Origin of the sequence: Dehalobacter sp., from assembly GCA_023667845.1 — a bacterium.
Lineage (GTDB): Bacteria > Bacillota > Desulfitobacteriia > Desulfitobacteriales > Syntrophobotulaceae > Dehalobacter.
The window spans coordinates 1-3,904 of record JAMPIU010000119.1; the positions used below are offsets into that span (position 1 = coordinate 1).

Genomic DNA, 3,904 nt, shown 5'->3' on the forward strand with positions numbered 1-3,904 from the left:
ATATGCCGCCGGTGGTGATCACCTGGTATGATGGGCTGGATAATATCCCTGCTGTACCCGATGGTTACGGTGTCTCGGAGCTTGATCCCAACATCCCGACAGTGGCAGGCGGAAAAATACAGCCGGCCAAACTGAACCCGGGAAAGGAGATCTATAGCAAGGAGCTGACTTTTAAAGGCGGATCGCATGGCAGCACGTTGAGTATCATCCCGGATGAGAAAGCCAGAGAGATGGAGAAAAAGCTGCCTGAGGTGCCAAAGAGCCCCTCCAACCATTTTGCCAACTTCCTGCTCTCCTGCCAGGGTAAGGAGAAGACACGGTCACCGTTTGAAATATCGGCTCCGCTGAGTCAGGTGTTCTGCCTGGGTGTGGCCGCACAGCGGCTGAACAGGAAGATCGTTTTCGACAGGGAAACCAAACGTGTCACCAACGATGCCTTTGCCGATGCTTTCCTCGCCGGAGAGCCGCCACGAAAAGGATGGGAAGATTTTTATGTAATCTGAGAGGTGAGATCCGGGATATGAGAAGGAGGTGTTGGGATCCGCGATGTCAGGCCATGGATTGGGATCTGGGATTCGGACAGGCGTATCGTTCTTCACTCTTCAGCCTTCCCCTTTTGGGTGAACGGCATCCGGGATCATTTTATGACAGCGAATGAATAAACAAGCATAATAAGATGAAAAAAAATTGTGTATTACTGATTGCGATGATGGTTGTTATTTCAGCCTCGGCGCAGGAGCCGAAATGGCAGGATCTGTTCAATGGCCGCAATCTGCGCGGATGGACAAAATTAAATGGCACGGCAGAGTATAAGGTACAGGACAAAATCATCACGGGGATTTCGAAAATGAACACACCCAACACCTTCCTGTCCACGAATAAAATGTATGATGATTTTATCCTGGAATTTGATTTCAAGATCGACGAGGGATTAAACTCGGGCGTACAGTTCCGCAGCAACAGCCTGAAAGAGTATAAGGATGGACGGGTGCATGGGTATCAGTTTGAGATCGACCCGTCTGCAAGGGCATGGACTGGCGGTGTTTACGATGAGGCACGCCGTGGCTGGCTCTACCCCCTTACAGAGAACCCTGCCGGTCAGAAAGCCTTCAGGCATGGAGAGTGGAACAGTGCCCGTATCGAAGCGATCGGCAACTCCATCCGCACATGGGTGAATGGTGTGCCTTGTGCCGATTTGCTGGACAGTACCACTAAATCGGGATTCATCGCACTGCAGGTACATGCGATAGGGAAAGCGGAACAGCAAGGGAAAACCGTTTCCTGGCGTAATATCCGCATCCTCACAGAAGACCTTGACCGCTTTCAGTCCCCGGAAGAGAAGGAAATCCCGCAAATCAATCAGATCGCCAACACGCTCTCCGAGCGGGAAGCCAGAGCGGGATGGAAGCTGCTGTGGAACGGAAAAGATACCCAGGGCTGGCGCGGTGCCAAACTCGACGGTTTTCCTGAAAAAGGATGGATGATCGAGGATGGTATCCTGAAAGTAGTGAAAGGTACCGGTGGCGAATCAACCAACGGAGGCGATATTGTCACCACCCGTCCCTATAAGAACTTCATGTTGAAGGTAGACTTCAGGATAACGGAAGGAGCTAACAGCGGCATTAAATATTTCGTCGATACCAATCTGAACAAAGGGGAAGGGTCTGCCATCGGGTGCGAGTTTCAGATTCTCGATGATAAAAAACACCCGGATGCGAAATTGGGTGTTGCAGGTAACAGGACGTTGGGTTCATTGTATGACTTGATAGCAGCTCCGGAAGACAAGCCCTACCGGAATGGTTTTTTCAATACTGCCATGGTGGTTGTCAAGGGAAACCACGTAGAACATTGGCTGAATGGCGAAAAAATTATAACCTATGAACGGAACAACCAAATGTGGGAGGCGCTGGTGAATTACAGTAAATATAAGGATTGGTCCAATTTCGGGAACGCTGAAGAAGGCCTTCTCCTTTTGCAGGATCATGGTGATGAAGTATGGTTCCAGAATATTAAAATAAAAGAGTTGTAACAGCCCGGAATACTTGCAGAAAGCAGTGACCCCCAAAAGTTAAACAAATAACTTTTGGGGGTCGTTTTTTATGTCAGTCATACTCACTTTAATATATTCACCCATCCAAACAATGGGGCTATATCAGAAATTATCCCTTTTTCCCGATAATGACTTTATTTTGCATTAAAACTGTCTTTATTTTGATAATATCAAATATACATCTATATTTGTAGTGTCTATGATATGAATCATTCAATGAGGCTGATCCTGTCGGCATAACCCGGGTTAAATAAAAAAGTCAATTACAAGAACGATCAAAAACACACCTTATGTTTGTTACGTATGTCCATTTTCTGCTGTACTGCAGGAATCGTCAATTGTACCGCCGGCTGGCGAAAAAACACGGCACCAGCGTATGGCATGTCTACCGTGTAGCACATGGAAAACGCATCAATACAATGCGTGATGGATGTATTTTTCGGGAACTTCACAGAGAAGGGGTCCTGAACTGAATGCCAAAAGAAAAGAGGGTAGCTGTCAAAGTCTTACCCTCTTGTTATTGATACTGTGATGCAGGCAAAAAAATATTGGCTCTTTCAGGCCATGTGCTGCTAAAACATGTTCTCATCCCAAAGCGATGAAATGAGCAACCTCCCTTTTATACAAATTCTTTTTTTAATCCTTCAACCCAACTCACCAGGCGCTTCTCGGTCATGTCGTATTCGTTGTCCTCATCAATGGGTAATCCTACCCACATGTCGTCGGTGACAGCACTGGAATCGTCATAGGTATATCCCTCATCGGGCACCTGTCCTATAATTCTTACCTTGTCTTTGATCTCGTCGTAAATTACTTTCATCGATTCGGCAAAACTGCTCGAAAAGGAAGCACTGTCTCCCAATGCGAAAATAGCTACTGTTTTACCGGTAAAATCCATCCTGGAAAAAGAGGGGAGAAAACCCTCCCAGTCATCCTGCAGGTCTCCCACACCTGTTGTAGAAGTACCCAGCACGTAGTAGGGATATTCTTTTATTTCATCGAGAGACACATTTTCTACATTGTATATGTCGGCATTCCCGTCGAAAAGATCCTGCACCTGTTTTGCCACAGATTCTGTATTTCCGCCCGAAGAACCGTATAGAATGGCTATTTTGTTCATTGTTGTATCAGCTTAATTGAATATATTTTCTTTCATTCATAAACAGTTTCATAAAGAAATTGTTTGTCGGAATAGAGGCAAATACTTTTTCATTTGCAAATTGTCGAAAAAAAACTGTATTTTTGCACTTCCATATGGCGCGGTAGTTCAATGGATAGAATAGAAGTTTCCTAAACTTTAGATCCGGGTTCGATTCCCGGCCGGGCTACTTTCGTAAGGCTGTAACAGATGACATCATCATCAGTTACAGCTTTTCTGTTTTTCTGCCGATACTTTTTTATCTTCTTTTTAGTGCAATTCAAAATGATTATTTTTTCGCTTGTGTTTCACTGGATTAAGCGAGTAATCTGATGGTTTGTTAAGAATCTAAAAATAAATAGTTATCTTTGTAATGGTTGTGTTGAATCAAATTGTTTCGTTAACGTTGACAGGAGATGAAAAAGACGCTTAATGTTCGTGTGAATCAAAACAGCATTCATAACAGAAAACAGAGAAACAGATGAAAAAAGAATGGATTTTAACTGGTCTCATTGCAATGGTTTTAGTGTTGACCTCCTGCAACCAGCAGAAAACAACAGAGGAAGAGTGGATTCAGCTCTTTAACGGGAAGGATTTGACCGGATGGACACCAAAGATCACCGGCTATGAAGCAGGGGATAATTTCGGTAACACCTTTCGGGTGGAAGATGGCATGATCAAGGTGCGTTACGATGCGTACGATTCGTTGAGAAACC

At 45.0% G+C, this 3,904-nt stretch carries 4 protein-coding genes and 1 tRNA gene; 4 read left to right on the forward strand and 1 reads right to left on the reverse strand.

The genetic code is table 11. The annotated features are described in order from the left end of the window. Together NC238_09105 and NC238_09110 are read left to right on the forward strand one after the other, a co-directional pair. Positions 1–503, forward strand: a 503-nt coding sequence (locus NC238_09105; protein MCM1566084.1) for a hypothetical protein, incomplete at its 5' end; no start/stop codon positions are given. 173 nt (positions 504–676) lie between these two features. Continuing rightward, positions 677–2,029, forward strand: a complete 1,353-nt coding sequence (locus NC238_09110; GenBank protein MCM1566085.1) for a DUF1080 domain-containing protein — start codon at positions 677–679, stop codon at positions 2,027–2,029. A 640-nt stretch (positions 2,030–2,669) separates the two neighbouring features. Here NC238_09110 and NC238_09115 read toward each other — a convergent pair. Continuing rightward, complete coding sequence (locus tag NC238_09115) at positions 2,670–3,170, reverse strand: flavodoxin (GenBank protein MCM1566086.1); 501 nt, start codon at positions 3,168–3,170, stop codon at positions 2,670–2,672. A gap of 136 nt (positions 3,171–3,306) precedes the next feature. Here NC238_09115 and NC238_09120 point away from each other — a divergent pair. Further along, positions 3,307–3,378, forward strand: a tRNA-Arg gene (locus NC238_09120). Positions 3,379–3,669: 291 nt separating this feature from the next. Further along, on the forward strand, positions 3,670–3,904 hold a 235-nt coding region (locus NC238_09125; protein ID MCM1566087.1), incomplete at its 3' end, for a DUF1080 domain-containing protein.